This is a genomic window from Jatrophihabitans sp. (genome assembly GCF_051960575.1).
Taxonomy (GTDB): Bacteria; Actinomycetota; Actinomycetes; order Mycobacteriales; family Jatrophihabitantaceae; genus JBQCEE01.
Genome location: NZ_JBQCEE010000101.1, coordinates 1 through 18776 on the forward strand (window position 1 = coordinate 1; position 18776 = coordinate 18776).

General features: G+C 74.0%; 14 protein-coding genes and 1 pseudogene. 6 read left to right on the top strand and 9 right to left on the bottom strand.

All coding sequences use genetic code 11. The annotated features are described in order from the left end of the window. Positions 1 to 159: 159 nt before the first annotated feature. Both ACTHMS_RS05290 and rpsP read right to left on the bottom strand, forming a co-directional pair. Positions 160 to 408, bottom strand: a complete 249-nt coding sequence (locus ACTHMS_RS05290) for an RNA-binding protein (RefSeq protein ID WP_440305628.1) — start codon at positions 406 to 408, stop codon at positions 160 to 162. Position 409: 1 nt separating this feature from the next. Continuing rightward, entirely contained in the window at positions 410 to 871 is a 462-nt protein-coding gene (rpsP, locus tag ACTHMS_RS05295; protein WP_440305629.1) for a 30S ribosomal protein S16, read from the bottom strand. 190 nt (positions 872 to 1061) lie between these two features. Here rpsP and ACTHMS_RS05300 point away from each other — a divergent pair, with 190 nt between their 5' ends. After that, positions 1062 to 2465 carry a glycoside hydrolase family 1 protein gene (locus tag ACTHMS_RS05300; protein WP_440305640.1) on the top strand — a complete coding sequence of 468 codons (1404 nt, stop codon included), beginning with the start codon at positions 1062 to 1064 and terminating at the stop codon, positions 2463 to 2465. On the opposite strand, the gene ACTHMS_RS05305 is transcribed toward ACTHMS_RS05300, so the two are convergent. From ACTHMS_RS05305 to ACTHMS_RS05315, 3 genes are read right to left on the bottom strand one after another with little or no spacing between them, the layout of a single operon-like run. Continuing rightward, positions 2466 to 3791 (bottom strand): MFS transporter, encoded by a 1326-nt coding sequence (locus ACTHMS_RS05305; protein ID WP_440305630.1) that lies wholly within the window; start codon positions 3789 to 3791, stop codon positions 2466 to 2468. Positions 3792 to 3814: 23 nt separating this feature from the next. Beyond that, complete coding sequence (locus ACTHMS_RS05310; protein WP_440305641.1) at positions 3815 to 4888, bottom strand: amidohydrolase family protein; 1074 nt, start codon at positions 4886 to 4888, stop codon at positions 3815 to 3817. Between the two features lie 49 nt (positions 4889 to 4937). After that, complete coding sequence (locus ACTHMS_RS05315; protein WP_440305631.1) at positions 4938 to 9476, bottom strand: hypothetical protein; 4539 nt, start codon at positions 9474 to 9476, stop codon at positions 4938 to 4940. A 196-nt stretch (positions 9477 to 9672) separates the two neighbouring features. On the opposite strand from ACTHMS_RS05315, the gene ACTHMS_RS05320 reads away from it, so the two are divergent. Beyond that, entirely contained in the window at positions 9673 to 10002 is a 330-nt protein-coding gene (locus ACTHMS_RS05320) for a TfoX/Sxy family protein (protein WP_440305632.1), read from the top strand. Between the two features lie 169 nt (positions 10003 to 10171). On the opposite strand, the gene ACTHMS_RS05325 is transcribed toward ACTHMS_RS05320, so the two are convergent. Beyond that, the gene (locus ACTHMS_RS05325; protein ID WP_440305633.1) at positions 10172 to 10747 is read right to left on the bottom strand and encodes an HIT family protein; all 576 of its coding nucleotides are present in this window, start codon (positions 10745 to 10747) and stop codon (positions 10172 to 10174) included. Next, the gene (thrS, locus tag ACTHMS_RS05330) at positions 10744 to 12756 is read right to left on the bottom strand and encodes a threonine--tRNA ligase (protein ID WP_440305634.1); all 2013 of its coding nucleotides are present in this window, start codon (positions 12754 to 12756) and stop codon (positions 10744 to 10746) included. The genes ACTHMS_RS05325 and thrS overlap by 4 nt, the downstream gene beginning before the upstream one ends. Before the next feature lie 65 nt (positions 12757 to 12821). Between thrS and ACTHMS_RS05335 the strand changes: the two genes are divergently transcribed. From ACTHMS_RS05335 to ACTHMS_RS05350, 4 genes are read left to right on the top strand one after another with little or no spacing between them, the layout of a single operon-like run. Next, positions 12822 to 13667, top strand: a complete 846-nt coding sequence (locus tag ACTHMS_RS05335; protein WP_440305635.1) for a phospholipid scramblase-related protein — start codon at positions 12822 to 12824, stop codon at positions 13665 to 13667. Next, positions 13664 to 14779 (top strand): CapA family protein, encoded by a 1116-nt coding sequence (locus ACTHMS_RS05340; protein ID WP_440305636.1) that lies wholly within the window; start codon positions 13664 to 13666, stop codon positions 14777 to 14779. The genes ACTHMS_RS05335 and ACTHMS_RS05340 overlap by 4 nt, the downstream gene beginning before the upstream one ends. 16 nt (positions 14780 to 14795) lie before the next feature. After that, positions 14796 to 15323 (top strand): gamma carbonic anhydrase family protein, encoded by a 528-nt coding sequence (locus ACTHMS_RS05345; protein WP_440305637.1) that lies wholly within the window; start codon positions 14796 to 14798, stop codon positions 15321 to 15323. A gap of 56 nt (positions 15324 to 15379) precedes the next feature. After that, positions 15380 to 16204 (top strand): hypothetical protein, encoded by an 825-nt coding sequence (locus tag ACTHMS_RS05350; RefSeq protein ID WP_440305638.1) that lies wholly within the window; start codon positions 15380 to 15382, stop codon positions 16202 to 16204. 101 nt (positions 16205 to 16305) lie between these two features. On the opposite strand, the gene ACTHMS_RS05355 is transcribed toward ACTHMS_RS05350, so the two are convergent. Further along, entirely contained in the window at positions 16306 to 17094 is a 789-nt protein-coding gene (locus tag ACTHMS_RS05355) for an HAD family hydrolase (RefSeq protein ID WP_440305639.1), read from the bottom strand. Then, a pseudogene (locus ACTHMS_RS05360) lies at positions 17091 to 18776 on the bottom strand (cysteine protease StiP domain-containing protein); the annotation flags it as partial. The gene ACTHMS_RS05355 and the pseudogene ACTHMS_RS05360, both read right to left, overlap by 4 nt.

Sequence of the window (18776 nt, forward strand, 5' to 3'; positions counted from 1 at the left end):
GCCCGCGCGGCCCCGCCGGGGGGGGGGGGGGGGGCGCGGCGGGCCGCCCGGGGACCGAACGGGGGGGGGGGGGGGGCCGCCCACGGCTCGACGAAGACGTCGCCGCGCACGCCGCGGGCCTTGCCGACACGGCCGACGGCGATGAGCTCGTCGGACAAGTCAGCGCCGGTCGGTGTCCACGACGTCGACCCGGATGCCCTTGTACCCGGCCGACGCGCCGACGCCGGAGATGACCTGGCGCAGCGCCTTGGCGGTACGCCCCGACCGGCCGATGACCCGGCCGAGGTCGTCGGGGTGCACCCGGATCTCGAGCCGCTGCCCGCGCCGGTTGTCGATCAGGTCGACGCGGACGTCGTCGGGGTGGTCGACGATGCCGCGCACCAGGTGCTCGAGGGCCTCCTCGAGCACGTCAGCCCTCGGTGCTCTCGGTCGCCGGCGCCTCGGCGGCCTCGGCGGCCGGCGCCTCGGTCTCGGCGGCGGCCTTGGCCGGGGCCTTCTTGCGCGGCGTCGTCGCCTCGGCGACCGGCTCGTTGCCGACCGCGGCGAGGGCGGCGTTGAAGACCGACAGCTTGTCGGGCTTGGCCTCGGCCACCTTCATCGGCTCGGGCGCGGGCAGGCCCTTGAACTTCTGCCAGTCGCCGGTGACCTTGAGGATCGCCTCGACGGCCTCGGTCGGCTGGGCGCCGACGCCGAGCCAGTAGGCGGCGCGCTCGGCGTCGACCTTGATCACCGACGGGTCGTTCTTGGGGTGGTACTCGCCGATCGTCTCGATCGACCGGCCATCGCGCTTGGTGCGCGAGTCGGCGACGACGATGCGGTAGTGCGGCTCACGCATCTTGCCCAGACGCATCAGCTTGATCTTGGTTGCCACGGGCGGTAGAGCTCCAGACTGTGGGTCACGGTGGACGACCGCGCCGGGGTGGGGCACTCGGTGCGGCGGATCCGATGGTGGCGCGGTGCGGGGAGAGGGTCCGCAGCCGTGCCAGTACTCGACCGGTCATTCTAGCCAGACGACCGGGGTGGTCGGGCCGCCGCCTAAGGTGAGGCCCGTGACCGCACCCATGATCTTCCCCGACGGCTTCACCTGGGGCGCCGCGACGGCGGCCTACCAGATCGAGGGGGCGGTGGACGAGGACGGCCGGGGCCCGTCCATCTGGGACACCTTCAGCGCCGAGCCGGGCCGCACGCTCAACGGCGACACGGGCGCCGTCGCGTGCGACCACTACCACCGCGTCGACGACGACGTCGCGCTCATGGCCGAGCTCGGCCTGCAGGCGTACCGCTTCTCGGTCGCCTGGCCGCGCGTCGTCCCGACCGGTTCGGGCGCGGTCAACCAGCGCGGCGTCGACTTCTACAGCAGGCTGGTCGACCGGCTGCTCGAGCGTGGCATCGCGCCGGTGGCGACCCTCTACCACTGGGACCTCCCGCAGCCGCTGCAGGACGAGGGCGGCTGGACCAACCGCGACACCGCCGCCCGCTTCGCCGAGTACGCGAGCGTGATGGGGCAGGCGCTGGGCGACCGGGTCGGTGTCTTCACGACGCTGAACGAGCCGTGGTGCTCGGCCTACCTCGGTTACGCCGTCGGCCTGCACGCCCCCGGGGTGCGCTCGAACCCCGCCGCGTACCGCGCGGTGCACCACCTCAACCTCGCCCACGGCCTCGGCACCACCGCCCTGCGCGCGGTGATCCCGTCCGGCGCCGAGGTGGCGCTGACGCTGAACACGGCGGCCGTGCGGCCCGCGACCCCCGACGACGTCGACGCCGCGCGGCACGTCGAGGGCATCTCGAACCGCGTCTTCCTCGACCCGGTGCTGCGCGGCGGCTACCCCGCCGACATCGTCGAGGACCTCAAGCACGTCACCGACTTCGGCTTCGTCCAGGACGGCGACCTCGCGGCGATCAACGTGCCGGTCGACCGGATCGGCGTGAACTACTACTCCCCCACGCTCGTCGCGCACTCGACCCCCGAGCAGCGGGCGGCCGACCAGTCGGTGGTGAGCGACCCGCAGGCGTCGTCCGGGCCGTCGATGTACCCCGGCACGCACCTCGCCGTGTCGCTGCCGCAGCCGGGGCCGCACACCGCGATGGGCTGGCGCATCGAGCCGGGCGCCTTCACCGAACTGCTCACCGGCCTCCACCGCGGGTACCCCGGCACCCGCTGGATGGTCACCGAGAACGGCGCCGCGTTCGACGACGAGGTGTCCGCCGACGGCGCCGTGCACGACGCCGACCGGGTCGACTACCTGCGCGGCCACCTCGCCGCGGTGCACGACGCGATCAGCGCCGGCGTCGACATCAGTGCCTACTTCGTCTGGTCGCTGATGGACAACTTCGAGTGGGCGCTCGGGTACTCGAAGCGGTTCGGCGTGGTGCGCGTCGACTACGACACGCAGCGGCGCACACCGAAGGACTCGGCGCTGTTCTACCGCGACGTCATCGCCGCGAACGGCCTCGCGACCGGCTGATCACGGCGTCGCCGCGGGCCCCTCGAGGTCACGGATGTCGAACCACATCCGCCGCGTGACGCGCACCGGCACCATGTCGCCGGCGAGCTGGCGACGCATCGCCTCGGCGCGCACCCGCCGGTACCAGGTGGCCAGCTGCACGAGCCCGAGCGACTGCACGGCGACGAGCACCAGCAGGGCCAGCCGCATCGCGTGCGCGCCGGCGCCGCCCTGCGCGTCGAGCACGAGCCCGAACGCCACCGCGGCGACCGACGTCGCGGCGAAGCCGCCGACGTTCACGACACCGGACGCGGTGCCGAGCGTCGCGGGCGGGTTGTAGTCGCGCGCGACCGCGAAGGCCGCCATCGACGCCGGGCCGCCGATCAGCATGAGCACGAAGATCGTCGCGACGACGACCTTGGACGGATGGTCGCCGAGCCCGAGGACGATGACGAGGAGCGCGACGACGGTGCCGCCCGAGACGCCGAGGCCGAACGGGATGCGGCTGGCCGGCCAGTGCCCGATCAGCGCGCCGACGGCCGGGTTGGCGAGGCCCGAGACGATGACGCCGATCATCAGCAGCGTGCTCGCGGCACCGGCGCTGAAGCCCACGCCCTGCACGAGGTAGGGCTGCCCCCATAGCACCATGAGCGGCGTCGCGGACGCCATGCAGGTGAAGTGCACCCAGAAGCCGAGGCGCGTGCCGGGGATCGCCCACGCGGCCCGCACCCGCCGCGCGACGTTGCGGGCGGTCGGGCGCAGCTTGTCGCGGGCGATGCGCACGGGCAACGGCGTCGGGTCGTGCACCAGCAGGGCCACCCCGACCGCGCCCGCGAGGGAGGCGATGGCGGCGGTGAGGAAGCCGGTCGTCCAGCCCTCGCCGCGCAGCAGCGCGTTGAGCGGCAGCGTCGCCAGCACGTTGCCGATCGTGCCCATCACCGCGGTGAGCGCGACGAGCAACGGGTAGCGCCGCGCGCTGAAGTGGGTGGCGGCGTAGCGCAGCGTGCTGACGAAGGTGAGCGCGTCACCGAGGCCGAGCAGCGCCCGGGCCACGAGCGCGAGGGCGAAGACGTGCACGAACGCGAACGCCAGCTGCGCGACGCCGAGGATGGTCGCCGCGGCGATGAGCATGCGGCGCGGGCCGTATCGGTCGACCAGGATGCCGGTCGGGATCTGCATGGCGGCGTACACGCCGATCTGCAGCAGCACGAAGGTCGACAGCGCGCCCGGCCCGATGTGGAAGCGCCGTTCGGCGATGAGGCCGGCGACGCCGAGCGAGCTGCGGTTGAAGACGGCGAGCAGGTACACGGTCGCCGCGAGCACCCAGCCGCGGTATGCCCGGTTCATCGCTCCCTCGCCGTTCACACCGGTCAGGCCACCACGCGGCCGCGCAGCACCGTGCGGCGCACCGACCAGAGCGCGGCCAGCGTGCGGCGCGGATCCTCGGCGAACACGAGCAGGTCGGCCTCGGCGCCCTCCTCGAGGCCGCGCAGCCCGAGCCACTCGCGTCCGCGCCACGAGGCCTGGGCGACGACGTCGTCCTGCGGGATGCCGGCGCCGACCAGCGCGCGGATCTCGTCGCGCACCAGCCCGTGCGGCAGCGAGCCGCCGGCGTCGGTGCCGGTGTAGACGGGGATGCCGGCCTCCCACGCGGCGCGGATGCGCTCGCGGTTGGTGGCGTAGAGCGAGCGCATGTGGGCGGCGTAGACGGGGAACTTCGCGGCACCGGCGAGCGCGATGGACGGGAAGTTGTCGATGTTCACCAGCGTCGGGACGATGGCGCAGCCCGCCTCGAGGGCGGCCGGGATCAGCTCGTCGGTGAGGCCGGTGCCGTGCTCGATCGAGTCGATGCCCGCAGCGATGAGGCCGGGCAGCGCGTCCTCGCCGAAGACGTGCGCGGCGACGCGGGCGCCGAGTTCGTGGGCACGGTCGACGGCCTGCTTGAGCACGTCGTCCGGCCAGACGGGCGCCAGGTCGCCGGTGCTGCGGTCGATCCAGTCGGCGGCGAGTTTGACCCAGCCGTCGCTCCACGCCGCCTGCCGCTCGACCTCCGCGACGAGCTGGTCGGGCTCGATCTCGACGCCGAGGTCGCGGATGTAGCGCTTGGGACGGGCGATGTGGCGGCCCGCGCGGATCAGCCGAGGCAGGTCGTCGCGCTGCTGGATCGCGCGGTTGTCGACCGGCGAGCCGGCGTCGCGCAGCAGCAGGGCGCCGGCGGCGAGGTCGAGCCGGGCCTGCTCGACCATCGCGTCCAACGTGTTGAGGTGGCCGCCGCCCTCGGCCAGCCCGATGTGGCAGTGGGCGTCGATGAAGCCGGGCAGCACCCAGCCGCCGTCGGCGATGGTGTCGCTGTCGCCGGACGGCCGGGTGAAGGTCAGGCGACCGTCGACGATCCAGGCGTCGCGCTCGGTCTCGTCTGGCAGGAACACGCCACGCAGGTGCATCGCCACTGGCCCGACCTTAGTCGCCGCTGCCCCGCCGTCCGTGGCGGCGTCAGCGCACCACCTTCAGCGTCAGCAGGTGCACGACACCGCCGACCTTCACCCCCACGATCCACACGCTGTTGACCCGCATCGTCGACCTGATCGTCAACGTCGCCGACCAGGCCGGGTCGCCACCGAGCACCCCGGCGCGCGCCATCGCCGCCCCGCTGCCGCTCGGCCGCCTCGGGGACGCCACCGGCGCGAGCCAACGCGGCGCCGCGGGCCCGACGGCCATCAGCTTGTAGCTGTGGCCGGCCCGGACGGCCGAGACCCCCTTCACCGGCGTCACGCCGGCGACGAAGTACGGCAGCACCGTGTACGTGCCGGTCACCGTGCGGCTGTTGCCCGCGCGGTCGGATGCGGTCGCGCGGTAGGTGACCGTCGTGCCCGCGAGCCTGGTCGAGACGCTGCAGGAGGCGACCCCTGAGGCCGTGTCCGAGCCGGTGCAGGTCGCCTTCGGCGCGGCGCCGAGGTAGGTCGCGCCGCCCCTGACCCCCCGCACTGTGATGGCCGGCGCCGTGCGGTCGATGGCGATGTTCGGCACCGTCACGACCGCGAGCCCGCCGTCGTCGGCGTGCACGGTGCGGGTCACCGACTGTCCGGCGCCGTCGGTCGAGAGCACGACCGGCGACGGGCACGGGTCGAGCAGTGCGCCGCTGCCCGGGGTGCAGGTGAAGGTGATCGACACCGCGCTGCGGTACCAGCCCGACAGGGTCCGCGGCACCAGCGACGACACCGTGGCAGTGACCGTCGGGTCGGTGCGGGCCGTCGAGTCGCCGGACGCGAGGAAGTCGCCGTCGCCCCCGTAGCTGACCGAGACGTGGTGGATGCCCGTCGGCAGCGTCGCGGCGAGCGTCGCGACGCCGTGCACCAGCGGTGCGCTGCCGAGCGCGGTGCGCCCGTCGAGCAGGAACGCCGCGCTGCCGGTGGGCGTCCCGGCACCGGGGTCGACCGCGCTGACGACCGCGACCACCGTGGACGGCCGCACCTGCAGCACCGTGGTCGTCCCGGCCTGGCCCACGGTGAGCGGCTGCGTGCCGCTCGACGGCGCATCGACGGCCGGGTCGGCCGGCGCGAACGTCGCGCCCACGACGTGCGGGCCGGCGGACGGCGCGTGGCCGAGGCCGTCGGTCAGCACACCGCTGACTGCCTGGCCCTGCACGACCGGCACCGGCAGGCCGGTGTCCTGGCCGTCGACGGTGAACTGCACGGTGCCGGTCGCGCCACCGCCGACGGTGGCGGTCGCCGTCACGGACTGCCCGAAGACCGGCTGGTCGAGCGAGGTCGTGACCGTCACGACCGGCTGGTAGGGGTGCACCGGGAAGGACACCCGCTGCGTCGGCGCGGCCGCGTAATCGGTCGACGCGGCCTGGTCGACGTCGATGACGCACTGCCCCTGACGGGCCAGGGCGACGACGCCGTTGTCGGGGTCGACCGAGCACGTGCCCGCGTCGCTCGTGGCGTCGACGGAGAACGTGACCGGCCGGCCGGACGGGCCGCCGATGGCCCCGACCGTCGCGACGGTCCTGGCGGTGCCGGCGGACGGGGCCGTCGCGATGGTGATGCTCTGCGCGCCCTGGCCGACGGTGATGTCCTGCTCGGCGGTGGCGTCGGCCCAGATCGCGTCGCCGGGCTCGAAGGCGACCACCGTGCACGTGCCGACGTGCACGAAGCTGATGAGACCACCGGCGACCGTGCAGGCCCCGTTCGGGACGTCGACGCCGAACAGCACCGCGTTCCCGGACTCGCCGAGGGCCGCGGCCGGTCGATAGCCGGCGTCCCCGACCGTCGCGTGCAGCGGTGCGGCACTGGTGATGGTCATCGTCTGCGGCGTCTTGTCGACCGAGAAGGTCTGCTGCACCGGCGACGCGACCGCCCAGTCGGCGTTGCCGGCCTGGTTCGCGATCACGGTGCACGGTCCTTCGCCGCTGAACACGATGGTGGCGCCGTTGACGGAGCAGGGACCCGCCGGGTCACCGACGCTCAGCACGACCGGCAGCCCCGAGCCACCGGCGACGACGACCGGGCGGTACGGGGCGCCACCGGCGCCCGCGTGCGGTGCCGGCGAGATGATGCTCAGCACCTGCAGGCCGGGCGCGACCGGGAAGCTCTGCCGCACGGTGCTCGGCAGGTGGTCGGCGTCGCCGGCCTGGGTGGCCACGAGCGTGCAGATCGTCGCGTGCACGAAAGTGACCATGCCGGTCGGGTCCATCGTGCACCCGGTCGCCGACGGATCGGTCGTGACGGTGATCGGCGCACCGCTCGTGCCGCTCGTGATGTGCGGGGTGTACGGCTCGGTGCCGACCTGCGCGTCCGACACGTCGTCCACGATGGCGAGCGGCTGCGGTCCCCGGCCGACGGTGAAGGACTGCTGCGCGACGCCGGGGTGCCCGCTCTGCTGGGCGACCACGAGGCACGTGGTGGCGTGCACGAACGAGACGACACCGCTGCCGTCGATCGTGCAGCCGGTCGACGACGGGTCGACCGAGTAGACCATCGGGTCGCCGGACAGGTCGCCGGCGGCGACCGGTGTGTAGGTCGGGCCGCCGACGACGGCCGCCGGGGGTGTCGAGAGGAAGACGATCGCGCCGTCGGTCGGGTGCACCGCGAAGGTCTGCTGCGTCTCGGCGTCGGCGAAGTCGCCGTTGCCGGCCTCGGTGAAGGTGAGGATGCAGGAGCCGGCCGAGAGGAACGACACGACGCCGCCGGTGATCGCGCAGACGGCGGTGGCGGCCGGGTCGACCGCGACGGACACCGGATTGCCCGAGGCGCCCGCGGTGACGACGGGCGTGTACGGGGCACCGCCGACCAGGGCGCCGGTCGGCGCGGGGCCGACGCCGATGTACTGCGACTGCCCGACGAGCGACTGCCCCTCGGCCTTGCGCTGGCTGTCGTCGCCCCAGCAGAAGGTCGTGCCGTCGGTGACGATGCCGCAGACGTGACCCGATCCGCTCGACAGTGCGGCGAAGGTGACGCTGGCCGGGGCGTCGGCGACGACGCCCGCGTCGTTGCCGGTGTCGCCCCAGCAGGTCACGGTCGAGTCGCTCAGCACCGCGCACGCGGCGTGGTCCGTCGGCGTCACGGACCGCACCCGGGCGGACGGGGCGCCGGTGACGATCGCCGGGACCCCACTCGTGCAGGTCGCCTGCCGGGCGGCCGTGACCCCGCAGACCGTGCCGGACGCGATGCTGAGCTGCAGCAGCGGCGCGGCCGGCGGCACGAGCGCGTCGGCGCCGAAGCAGACCGGCTGCCCGTCGGCGCCGAGCGCGCAGACATCGTCGTCGGTGGCGGTGAGCGCGATGAACGAGCCGGACGGCTCGTGCCCGACGACACCCGGCGCACCGCCGGTGGTGCCGCCCCAGCACCGCACGGTGCCCCCGACGAGCAGGGCGCAGGCGAACGAGTCGCCGACGACCGCCTGGGTGACGACGGCATCGTCCGGCGGCTGCAGCGCCGCACCCGTCCCGCCCCAGCAGCGCAGGTGCCCGCCGATCGTGATCGCGCAGGCGTCGAACAGGCCGGCGGCCACGCTGCGCACGGGCTCGGTCGGCGCCGTCCCGGCGAACGGTGAACCCCAGCAGACCACGTGCGAATCGGTGGTGACGCCGCAGGTCGAGAGCCCGGATGCCGCGATGCCGGGGTGGCCGAAGTTCTGTCCGGGCACACCGACGGCGGCGCCCCAGCAGCTGATGCGGCCGTCGCCCTGCAGGCCGCAGGACGTCGCCGAGCCCGCCGCGACCTGCAGGTAGTCGACGCCCACCGGTGGGCTCGTCTCGCCGTCGGTGTCGACGCCCCAGCACACGGTGCCGCCGTCGGTGCGCGACGCGCACGCGTGCTGCAGGCCGACCGAGACGTGGCGATAGCTGCCCAGCGGCGGTGTCCAGGTGGACGCGACGGTGGCTGCGGCCGGGACGGCGAAGCACTGCAGCGAGGCGTCGACCGCGAGCGCGCAGGCGGTGTCGCCGGGGCCGACGCTCACGTCGGTGAAGCGGCCCGTGGGCGCGGCCGAGGTCGGGACGGCGCCGAAGCAGGTCAGGGTGCCGTCGACACGGACGCCGCACGCGGTGCTGGTGCCGGTCGCGATGCTGCGGAACGCCCCACCCGGGACGGGCCCCCAGCTGTGCCCCCAGCAGTTCACGGCGCCCCAGGACGCGACGCCGCACCCACCGCCGGGGGCGGCGCTGACCGTCGCGAAGGTCGTCGACACCGCCGGCGAGACCGCATTGCGACCCCAGCACACCGCGTGCCCGTCGACCGCCAGCGCGCAGGCGGTGTCGCCGCTCTGCGCCAGCTGCAGATAGGTGCCGGCCGGCGGCGAGAGGACCGGCGACGGCGCGTCGCCCCAGCACGCGATCGAGCCCCCGGCCCGCAGACCGCAGCCGGAGCCGCTGCCGGCGGTCACGGTCGCCGCGACGGCACCGCCGGTGCCGTTCACGAACGTCGTGGCGGCGCCGGCGAGCGCCGAGGCCGACGGGGCGCCGAGCAGGCCGACCACCATCGCCACGACCGCCACGAGCAGGGCGACGACGCGGGCACGCAGGACACGCACAGGGGACCACCTTCGGCACTGCCCCGCTTCCGTCCCGCCCGACCGGCGCGCAGCACGCCGCGCACCCGGTCGCAGCGATCGTCGCGCGGGACGGCCCGCCGCCGGGACGGGGCGCCGGTCGACCGAGCGTCCCGGCCCGCCGGGACCTTCGTCCCGATCGGCGGCGTTGTCGGTGGTGGTCCCGATACTGCTCGGCATGGCGTACGACGAGGAACTGGCCGAGCGCCTGCGGGCGCTCGTCGCCCGCGAAGCCGGGTTGCACGAGCGGCGGATGTTCGGCGGGCTCGCGTTCCTGCTCCGCGGCCATCTGGCGGTGTCGGTCAGCGGCCGGGGCGGGTTGCTGCTGCGGTGCGATCCCGCCCGCACCGACGAACTGGTCGCCGCCCCTGTCGCGTCGCGGTTCGAGATGCGCGGCCGCCCGATGGGCGGCTGGCTGCGGGTCGAGGTGTCCGGCCTCGACGACGCGGCACTGGCCGAGTGGGTCGCGATCGGCGTGACCCACGCCCGCTCGCTGCCACCGAAGTGACGGCGCGCACCCGCCGCAAGTGGATCGTGTGCAGGACGCGCCGGGGACGCCGGCGGGTCTGCACATGATCAACATGCGCGTCCCGATCATGTGCATGGCGCGCGGGAGGGTCCGGCGCGTCTGCACATGATCGGCATGGCGGCTCGGGCGCGCGGTGTCGGTGGGTCGGCTACCAGGCGGCGGCGAGCTGCTCGCGGGCGTCCGACAGCAACTGGGGCAGCACGCGGGTGTGCGCGACGACGGGCATGAAGTTGGTGTCGCCGCCCCAGCGCGGGATGACGTGCTGGTGCAGGTGCGCGGCGATGCCGGCACCGGCGATCGAGCCCTGGTTCATGCCGAGGTTGAAGCCGTGCGGCGCCATCGCCTTGCGCACCGTGTGCATCGCGTGCTGGGTGAACTCGCCGAACTCGATCATCTCGTCGCGCTCGAGGTCGGTGTACTCGGCGATGTGCCGGTACGGGACGACCATGAGGTGCCCCGAGTTGTACGGGTAGAGGTTCAGCACCGCGTACACGAGCGAGCCGCGCGCGACGACGAGCCCGTCGGCGTCCGAGCGGGTCGGCGCCGCGCAGAACGGGCAGTCGTCCCCCGCCTCGGCGTGCGCCGGCTTGCCGCCGCCCTGGATGTAGACCATGCGGTGCGGCGTCCAGAGCCGGCCGAAGCCGTCGGGCTCGCCGGCGAAGGCCGACGCGGGCTCGCTGACGACCGGGTCGACGTGCGTGGTGTCGTCGTGCCGATCGCTCATCCGAGCAGCTCGGCGCTCGGCGACGCGTTCACCCGCCGGGCCACGAAGTCGGCCACCTCGTCGACCGCCGCGGCGACGGGGATGCCGTTGCGCTGCGAGCCGTCGCGGTACCGGAACGAGACCGCCCCGGCCTCCTGGTCGGCGGCGCCGGCGATGAGCATGAACGGCACCTTCGACTTCTGCGCGGTGCGGATCTTCTTCTGCATGCGGTCGTCACCCGCGTCGACCTCGACCCGGATGCCGCGCGCCTCGAGCTGCGTCGCGACCTCGCGGAGGTACGGCACCTGCTCCTCGGTGATCGGGATGCCGACGACCTGCACCGGCGACAGCCAGGCGGGGAACGCGCCCGCGTAGTGCTCGGTGAGCACGCCGACGAACCGCTCGATCGAGCCGAAGAGCGCGCGGTGGATCATGATCGGCCGGTGCCGCTCGCCGTCGGCACCCTGGTAGCTGAGGTCGAACCGCTCGGGCAGGTTGAAGTCGAGCTGGATCGTCGACATCTGCCAGGTGCGCCCGATCGCGTCCTTCGCCTGCACCGAGATCTTCGGGCCGTAGAAGGCCGCGCCGCCGGGGTCGGGCACGAGCTCGAGCCCCGACTCGGCCGCCACCCGGGCGAGGGTGTCGGTGGCGCGTTCCCAGATCTCGTCCGACCCGACGTACTTCTCCGGGTTCTTGCTCGACAGCTCGAGGTAGAAGTCGTCGAGCCCGTAGTCCTTGAGCAGGTCGAGGACGAAGGTGAGCAGCTTCTTCAGCTCCGACTCGACCTGGTCGTCGGTGACGTAGATGTGCGCGTCGTCCTGCGTCATGCCGCGCACGCGGGTGAGGCCGTGGATGACGCCGGACTTCTCGTAGCGGTAGACGGTGCCGAACTCGAACATGCGCAGCGGCAGCTCGCGGTAGCTGCGCCCGCGCGCCCGGAAGATCAGGCAGTGCATCGGGCAGTTCATCGGCTTGAGGTAGTAGTCCTGGCCCGGCTTGCGCACCACGCCGTCAGCGTCGCGCTCCTCGTCCAGGTGCATGGCCGGGAACATGCCGTCGGCGTACCAGTCGAGGTGACCCGAGATCTCGTAGAGCATCCCCTTGGTGATGTGCGGGGTGTTCACGAACTCGTAGCCGGCCTCGACGTGCTTGGCGCGCGAGTAGTCCTCGAGCGCCTTGCGCAGCACGCCGCCCTTGGGGTGGAAGACCGCGAGGCCCGAGCCGAGTTCGTCCGGGAAGCTGAAGAGGTCGAGCTCCTGGCCCAGCTTGCGGTGGTCGCGCTTGGCGGCCTCCTCGAGCCGGGCGAGGTACGCCTTGAGGTCGTCGCGCGACGCCCACGCGGTGCCGTAGATGCGCTGCAGCTGCTCGTTCTTCTCGCTGCCGCGCCAGTACGCGGCCGCGCTGCGCATCAGCTTGAACGCCGGGATGCGCCGCGTGGTCGGCAGGTGCGGGCCGCGGCAGAGGTCGGTCCAGACGAGGTCGCCCGACCTCGCGTCGAGGTTGTCGTACATGGTGAGGCCACCGGCCCCGACTTCCGTCGCCTCGTCACCCGTGGCCGACGACTTCAGCCCGATGAGCTCGAGCTTGAACTTCTCGTGCGCGAGCTCGCGACGCGCCTGCTCGTCGTCGATCGGACGCCGGTGGAAGCGCTGCCCCGCCTTGACGATGTCGCCCATCTTCTTCTCGAGGGCGGCGAGGTCGTCCGGCGTGAACGGCTTGTCGGGCAGGAAGTCGTAGTAGAAGCCGTCGGTGATCGGCGGCCCGATGCCGAGCAGCGTGCCGGGGAAGAGATCCTGCACCGCCTGCGCGAGCACGTGCGCGGTCGAGTGCCGCAGCACCGCGAGGCCGTCGGGCGACGACGCGGCGACCGGCTCGACGTCGGTGTCCGTGTCGGGCACCCACTCGAGGTCGCGCAGCGTGCCGTCGGCGTCGCGGACGACGACGGCGCCGTCCGGGCCGTTGAGGTCGACGCCCGCGGCGCGCAGTGCGTCCTCGGCCGAACTCCCGGCCGCCACCCGTACCGCATCCATGACCGCAAACCTAGTGCACGGCGCGGATCGACTTCGGTCACGGGATTCGTCCCTAGGATGCGCGCATGACGAACTACGGAGCACCGCCGAGCTCGCCCGCCGGGTGGTACGCCGACCCCCTCGGCCGCCACGAGATGCGCTACTACGACGGCGCGCAATGGACGGAGCACGTCTCGTCGCACGGGCGGCAGTCGGTCGACCCGCCCGTCGGCGGCAGCCACGTGCCCACGGTGCAGCGCGACCCGAGCAAGGTGCAGCAGGACGTGCAGCGCGCGGGTCAGGCCGGCGTCGCGGCGTGGCAACCGGGCAGCGGGTCGGTGTTCACCGAGCCGATCCTGGTGGTGAACCAGAAGGCGAAGCTGATCGAGGTCAACAACGAGTACGCGATCTACGACCAGCACGCCCGGCAGATCGCCGCGGTGCGCGAGGTGGGGCAGAGCGCGATGAAGAAGGCCGTGCGCCTGCTGACCTCCTACGACCAGTACCTGACGCACAAGCTGCAGGTCGTCGACATGACCGGCACGCCGCTGCTCACGCTGACGCGTCCGGCGAAGGTCATGAAGTCGCGCATCATCGTGCAGGACCCGGCCGGCTACGAGCTCGGCCAGATCGTGCAGCAGAACGTCTTCGGCAAGATCCGGTTCAGCCTCGAGTCGGGCGGCCACACCTGGGGCTCGATCAACGCCGAGAACTGGCGGGCGTGGAACTTCAGCATCCAGGACCACACCGGCGCCGAGATCGCCCGCGTCACCAAGACGTGGGAGGGGCTGGCGAAGACGATGTTCACCACCGCCGACAACTACGTCGTGCAGGTGCACCGGCAGCTCGAGGAGCCGCTGCGCTCGCTCGTCGTCGCGTCGGCACTGTCGATCGACACCGCGCTCAAGCAGGACTCGCGCGGCTTCGGATGAGCCGCCGCGCCGTCGCCCTCGTGGTCGCGGCCGTCGCGCTCTGCGTCGGCTGCACCAGCGGATCCACACCGTTCGCCCGGACGACGGCCGGCGCAACCCCGGACGGACGCTCGACGACGGTGAGTGCGCCCTCGTCGTCCACGTCCGGGTCGGTTGCCCCGCCGACGGAGCAGGGCCGCTTCACGATGGCCTTCGCCGGCGACGTCCACTTCATGGACCAGGTCGGCGAGCGGCTGGCACGCGACCCGGCGACGGTCTTCGGCGCCGACGCCGCGATGCTGCGCGGCGCCGACCTGACGATGGTCAACCTCGAGACCGCGATCACGACTGGGGGCGACCCGCAGAACAAGCTGTTCACCTTCCGCGCGCCGCCGTCGGCCCTGACCGCGCTGCGGGACGCGGGGGTCGACGTCGCGACGATGGCGAACAACCACGGCGCCGACTACGGCGACGCCGGGCTGCGCGACACGTTCGCCGCGATCGCGTCGTCGCACTTCCCCGTGCTCGGCATCGGGCCGGACGCCGACCACGCCTTCGCGCCCTACCGCACCACGTTGCACGGGGTGAAGGTCGCGATCTTCGCCGCCGACCAGGTGCAGGACGAGACGACGCTGCCGCTGTTCAGCGCCGGCCCGCACAAGGCCGGGGTGGCGAACGCGTACGAGCCGCGGCTGATCACCGCGGTGCGCCGCTCGGTGGCCGCCGGGTACGTCACCGTCGTCTACCTGCACTGGGGCATCGAGTACCGGACGTGCCCGTCGACTGACCAGACCTCGCTCGCGTCGGCGCTGGCCGCGGCCGGGGCCTCGGCGGTGATCGGCACGCACGCGCACGTGCTGCAGGGCGCCGGCTGGCTGCCGGGCGGCACCTACGTCGCCTACGGGCTCGGCAACTACCTCTGGTGGCGCACCTTCGGCAACGAGCAGGACGACAACGGGGTGCTCACCCTCGACTTCGACCACGCGCAGGTCGTGGGCGCGCGCTTCGCGCCGTCGCACCTCACCGACAGCGGCGTCTCGCCGCCCGCGACCGGAGCCGAGCGGCGTCGCATCCTCGCCGAATGGGACGCTGACCGGCGGTGCACCGACCTGGCCGCCACGCCGCCCCACTGATCCAGCCGAGGACCCCATGCCGATCTTCGAGTTCGAGGGCGTCGCGCCGACGATCGCCGACGACGCCTTCATCGCCCCCACCGCGAGCGTCATCGGCGACGTGACGATCGAGGCCGGCGCCTCGATCTGGTACGGCGCGGTGCTGCGCGGCGACGACGGGCCGATCGTCGTGCGCCGCAACGCCAACGTGCAGGACCTGTCGCTCGTGCACACCACCCCCGGCGTCACGACCGAGATCGGCGCGGGGGCCACGGTGGCGCACCAGGTGGTGATCCACGGTGCGGTGCTCGAGGACGAAGCGCTGGTGGCCAACGGCTGCACGGTGCTCGACGGCGCGCGCATCGGCGCGGGCTCGCTCGTCGCCGCACACTCGCTGGTGGCGTCCGGGATGCACATCCCGCCGGGCGTGCTCGCCGCCGGCGTGCCGGCCGTCGTCAAGCGCGAGATCGCCGGGACGGCGGCCGAGCTGTGGGTGAAGCTGAACCCGACGTACTACCCCGAGCTGGCCCGCAAGCACCGGGCCGGGCTGCGGCGCATCGACTGAGCGGGCCGGGTTAGGGTCGGCACTCCGGCTGGTACCGACTCGTCGAGGAGGATCCCGTGGCTCAGTCGCACGGCGGAGCTCGCAGGAACAACGCGCGTCCCCGCAAGGCGGCACCGGCCGGGCCGCGCCCGCCGCGCAAGTCGGCCGCCCCGCGTCCGAAGCCCGGGCCCCAGGCGGCGACGGCTCCCGAGACGGTCGACGGGCCGACGCCGGACGCCCCCGCCACCGCGCCGACCGAGGCGTGGTCCGACAGTGCCGCTGCGGCATCGTCGGCGGAGTCGTCGGCGGAGGCGTCGGCGGAGGCGAGCGCACCCGACGCCACCCTGCCCGCGGACGTCGCCGCTGCCGACGACGTCGTCGACATCGACGAGGCCCCGGTCGAGCTGGTCACGCCGGAGGAAGCGGCCCTGGACGACCGCGACCGCCCCCCGCCCGCAGCCGCGGCCGCGGCGGAGCCGGTTGCAGAGCCGGCCGCCATCGCCGAGCCCGAACCGGCCGCCGCGCCGGAGCCGGTCGCCGAGGCGGGGCCGGTCGCCGAGCCGGAGCCGGTCGCCGACCTGACCCCGCCGAGCGGTTGGGCACCGCCGGCGGATGCGCCCGCCGTGGCGCCGGCGGAGCGAACGCCGCCCCACGGCGACCCGCTCGCCACGGCGGTCGACGCGGCGATCGACGCAGCGTCCGAGGCCGCGACGGCAGCGACCGCCGCAGCGACCACGGCGGCGAGCGCCGCGCGCACCGAGGCGGGCAACGTCGCCGCCGACGCCGCCGAGGTGATCAAGGTCGCGAGCGGTCCGGCGAAGGCCAAGCTGCTCTCGGCTGCCGGCGCCGGCGTCATCGCCTTGCTCGTGCTGCGCCGCGGGCTGCGCGGCCGCCGCGGCTGAACCGCACCACCACGACCACCGGCCCTCCGCCGAGGCTTCGCCCCCTGCTGCGGTCGTCCCGCGACCGTCGTGGCGACCGCTGCAGGGGACCAGGCGGCGGGTCAGCGCGTGGCGCGCTCGCTGAACCAGTCGACGATCTCCTCACCCGCCGCGACGCCGGTCGTCGCGGTGACGGCGGCCGAGGCCGGGGCGCGTCCGAGGTCGAGCAGTTCGCCGTGCGCCGGCACGATCGCCTCGTCGGCGGCCTCGAGCAGGTCGAGATCGAGCAGCGAGTCCCCCGCGGCCACCAGCGCCGTCGCCTGCGCGCGCATCGCGACCTCGGCGACGGCGGCCGACTTGGTCAGCGGCGCCGGCACCCAGTAGAGCTTGCGGCCCTGCAGCGACTGCCGCCAGCCGCGCTCGGCCGCCCACGCCTGGGCCTCGGCGAGGAAGCCGGGCGGCAGGTGCTTGCGCTGGATCACCGCGTAGCAGAACAGGCCGCGGGCGTTGCGCAGCTTGGTCGTCCACTCGGCGTGGCAGATCGCGGTGACGTGGTCCCACACCTCGCCCAGCGGCGCGACGTCGCGCAGGCGCCGCTCGACCCGACGCGTCCAGGCCGGGTCGATGACGCCGTCGACGTGCAGGTACCCGCCGTTCGCCGTCACCGCGTACGCCGGACGCGCGCCGGGCAGCCGCACCCGCTCGTACTGCGCCGGCAGCCGGGTGGTGACCGGCACGACCGTTGCCCGCTGCTGCAGCTCGACGAACCGCGCTGCCGCGCGGTGGGTCATGAACGACGCGTCGGCACCCTCGTAGTGCTCGACGGCCACCAGCCCGTCGTGCGGTCGGCCGGCGGCGGCCTTCGAGTAGATCAACGTCCGGTCGAGGTCGGACGCCACCAGCAACGTCATCGGCTCGCCCCGGCCACGAGGCCGTCGGCGCCGGTCGCGCCGCGGGTGTAGCGCGGGTGGATGAGCCCGACGCACTCGTAGGGCAGGTCGGCCACCTCGCGCACCTCGACGCCCCGTTGCGCGGCGAGCAGCCGGATGTGCCCGAGCGTCGCGCCCGGGCGGGCGAGCACCAGCCACGGCACGCGGCGCAGCAGCACGCGCGTCGTCTCCCCCACCCCCGGCTTGACCAGCGTCGGGTCGTGGATGCCGTACTCGTCGCTGAGCCGCTCGACGGCGGCCCAGCCGGCCCACGTGGGCGTGCGGTCGCTGCGCTGCAGCACCGGCCAGTCGCGCTGCACGGCCGGCGCGACCTCGTCGAAGTGCGCGCTCACCGCGTCCAGGAAGCGGTTCGAGACGTCGTCGGCGGCGAGCTCGCGGTAGTGCTTCGCCCCGTCGAACTGGCCGGGCGCGAGCACGCGGTCGTTGCGGACGGTGCGCGACACCAGCCCGGACACCGTCGAGTTCAGGCAGGCCGACGGGATGAGGAAGTCCTCGCGCGTGCCGAAGGTGGTGACGCACGAGCCGGGGTCGGCGAGCACGGCGAGGTCGGCGCGGAACGCCGTGCCGAGCGCCTCGTTCACCTCGGCCACGGCGGCGGCGAGCTCGCGCGCGATGGCGCCCTTGCCCGTCCAGCCGTCGACGAAGACGACGTCGGCCGGCTCGTGGTCGTGCGCCAGCCGCCGCATCGCCACCACGTCGAGCCCGCGCCCGCGGACGATGCTGATGGTGTGGTGCGGCAGGCGCAGGCCGTGGCGGCGCGCGGCCCAGCGCCGCATCAGGATGCCGATCGGCGTGCCCGCCCGGGCCAGGGACGCGAGCACGGCGCCCTCGCCCCGCTCGGCGAGCACGATCTCGGTGACGACGCCGACCGCGTGCGCGAGCCGCCGCGCCGACCCCGCCAGCGCGGCCTCGAACAGCTCGCGGTACTCGGCACTCGGCTGGTACTCGATCGGCAGCGACTCGGCGTAGTGCGCGCCGCCGCGCTGGATCGCCTCCTCGCGCTCCTCGACCGGCGCCTCGAGCGCGACGTCGGACAGATCGGTCAGCAGCCAGCTCACCTCGTCGGCCGCGTAGCTGCCGAACGCGGGCCCGCGCAGCGGCGCCGGTAGTGGCAGGTGGGTCGGCAGCACGACGACGTGCACGCGCGGGGTGACGCGCCGCAGCTCGCCGAGCAGGCCGTCGAGCGCCGGGCCGGCGGCAGCCTCGTCCACGACCAGCACGACCTCGGCGAAGCCGCGCACGTTGTAGCCGAAGCGCGGCCCGGTGCCGTCAGCGGCCGGGTCGTGCGACGGGAACCGCAGCACCGAACGGATCGGGTACCCGTCGTCGTCGACGACGTGCACCGGCGAGCGGGTGGTGGACGAGAGTCGCACCGGCCAGTGGACGCGGCTCGCGAGGGCCTCGGCGACGAGCAGCGGCGCGTACATCAGCGCCTCGGTGCCGAGCACGAGCAGCGGTCCCCCGCCGACCGCGGACGCGAGGGCAGCGGCGACCGCATCCGCGGCGGTTCGCGCCGCCTCGACGTCGGCCGGCCCGAAGCCGTGTCGGCCCCTCTAGCGGACGCCGACGGGCCACATGCCCTCGTTGCGCAGCACCACGCCCCCGCCCACCGCAGGGGGGGGGGGGGGCGGCGTGGGGGTGCC